Annotated in this window: 2 protein-coding genes; one reads left to right on the forward strand and one right to left on the reverse strand. The window is 40.7% G+C overall.

The genetic code is table 11. The annotated features are described in order from the left end of the window. On the forward strand, nt 1-663 hold a 663-nt coding region (locus KGY70_20555), incomplete at its 5' end, for a DUF1566 domain-containing protein (GenBank protein ID MBS3777597.1). Nucleotides 664-1,418: 755 nt separating this feature from the next. Here the strand turns inward: KGY70_20555 and KGY70_20560 are convergent. Next, on the reverse strand, nt 1,419-2,663 hold a 1,245-nt coding region (locus tag KGY70_20560; protein ID MBS3777598.1), incomplete at its 5' end, for a sigma-54-dependent Fis family transcriptional regulator.

The following is a 2,663-nucleotide window of genomic DNA, read 5'->3' on the forward strand; positions in this document are numbered from 1 at the left end:
GGCGAGTACTGGGACGACTTTTTACTCCAGGCAACTCATCCTGAAAAGACAAAACGCTTTTCAGACTGCCAGGACATGCGAAAATCAATGAAAACAGCATATCAGAAATGGCACGATAACCTGGAACAAGCATGCCGCATGCAGATGCCGGAAGAAGAGTCAGGCGGGGAAGTTGAGAGCAAAAAGGGTGCCTTGCGCAAAAAGCCTTTGAAAATACAGGTACGGGATGCAGGGCGGGTGTTTGGCCTTGATTCTCAATGGCGGCCCCGGATAAGAAGCAAACCCGCTTTTATCCCTGAAGAACGGGAAATTGTAAGGGATTTGTCCCACGGGCTTGTATGGCAGCAGTGCGGAACCCGTTACCCGGTGGAGTGGAAAAATGCGGGCGCTTATATTAATTTTTTAAATGAAACCGGGTTTGCCGGAATATCCACATGGCGACTGCCCACCATAGATGAACTCGAAACACAGATCCGCCGGGTTTCGATTCTCGGCGAATACTGCGCTCCCCGGGTTTTTGACACCCACAGGCACCGACTCTGGAGTTCGGACAGAAAATCCTTTACAGCAGCCTGGTTTGTTGACACCTCCCTGGGTTATGTGGGTGCTTCCGATTTTACATGCCCGTGCCATATCCGGGCGGTAAGTGATGACAACTTCTAAAACGCCTCTGATTATTGTGGAGGCAAGGGTTTATGAAAACTACCGGGATTTATGATAAAGGCAGGGAGATACCTGGCGACTATCGGATCAGTGCTGCACTTTGTTGGCGTGGTTTTGCGCGGGGACTATGGCAAGTTATGTCGTCAGTTGAATTATGTTTTGAGAAATTTAATTCCCTCTATTTATAGATCCATCCATATAATTCCCGAAAATTCAGCAAAATCCATTTCATTCTTTTAATTCCTTTTGCCCCACAAGCCAACTGGCGATATAATATATTTGAGATGATTTTCTTTAGCACAAAAGTCATCTCCGCTCATCTATACCTTTATACCAGGTGGGCTAATTTGCCGCCAGTTATGGAACCTTCAGCTTCTACCAAGGAAAGATAACAAGGAGGCTCCTGACCTATGCGTGAATGGTATATGAAAAAAGTTATGGTTTTTCTGAGAAAAGGAACCGTACAAAAAGAGCATAGAATTATGTTTTGACTCTCGTTGCGCATTAACAGAGAGTTGTGATAACTTTTTGAAATGAATAAAAATATTAAAATTACAGATTTTAGTGAAAATTCCTATTTAAATTAACGGGTTAGAAGGACTGTCAACATAAGGCAAGAAGTGCTTGCAAAATAAGCACAAATTTTAATAATTGGTCAGAGTTATTTTGTCAAAGCTCTTGCAAGTCAGGTCAAATTTAAAACATCCTACGTGTAGTTATGGGCACCCCTATGCAAGAAGCAATATACTAAATCACTAAAGCTCTTTTATTTTTCGGTAAAGTGTAGATCTAGAAATACCTAAGTGTGTTGCCGCTTTGCTTTTATTGCCTTTACAATATTCAAGAGCTTCCAATATTCTATTTTTTTCATTGATTTCATAGTCTTTTATCACGTCAGGTTTGGTGCTAAATTGTTGAGAGGTTGTAAAATTTGTGATATTTTCGCTATTAGACCTGATATCCTCGGCAGTAATTATGTCCTTTTCAGAGAGTATCGCACATTTTTCAACAAAATTTTTTAACTCTCTGACGTTACCTAGCCAAGAAAACTGCTCAAGCAGGTAGAAAGCAGAATCGGAAAATCTTTTGCTCATATTATACTTATAGTTAAAATTATTAATGAAACTCCTACAAAGGGGGTTGATATCCTCTATTCTCTCCCTTAATGGTTTGATATGAAGTTGAATTACACTTAGTCTATAAAAAAGATCGTCTCTGAAATATCTTTTTTTGATCATTTCCATCAAGTCTTTGTTGGTTGCCGCGATTATGCGTATATCCAGCTTGATTCTTCTATTGCTGCCTAATCTGCGGATTTCACCTTCTTCAATGGCTCTTAGAATCTTAACTTGGGTATTATGAGGAATGTCTCCGACCTCGTCCAAAAAAAGAGTTCCACCATGTGCAAGCTCGAAAAGTCCGTTTTTGCCGACGTTTGATGCACCTGTAAATGCACCGCCCTCATACCCAAAAATTTCTGCCTCTATCAAGTTTTCTGGGAGGGCTGAAATGTTAACTGGGATGAAAGGCTCCTGAGCCCTCGGGCTGTTTTTGTGAATTGTTTTAGCGATAGAATCTTTACCAACCCCTGATTCTCCGGTAATTAATAAGTTACAGTCAACAGGGGCTATCTTTTTAATTTTATTCAGGGTTTCCCGCATACCAGGGCTTTCGAAAATAAAATTTTCGCCTATCATCAGGACATCGCGTAGTTTGTGGATTTCTCGACGGTTTTCCTGTCCTTTTTTTCGTTCTTTTACCAGCTGCACCCACAAATTGTTTAATTCATTAAGTGTTGTTGAAGTGGAAACAAGAAATTTTATTTTACCGGTGCTGTTATAGACGGGCTTGCATCGAACAATCACTTCTTTACCTTTAACGGTTTTTATGATTCCACAAGCCTCTTCGCCTTTCGCGATAGCATCAAATACGACTGGTTTGTCAATAATGCCTTTTTTGGTAGCAAGATTGGGTTTTTTTCCTTTCCAGTACTTTAAGTT

The sequence above is a fragment of the Bacteroidales bacterium genome, assembly GCA_018334875.1.
Classification (GTDB): Bacteria; Bacteroidota; Bacteroidia; order Bacteroidales; family UBA12077; genus JAGXLC01.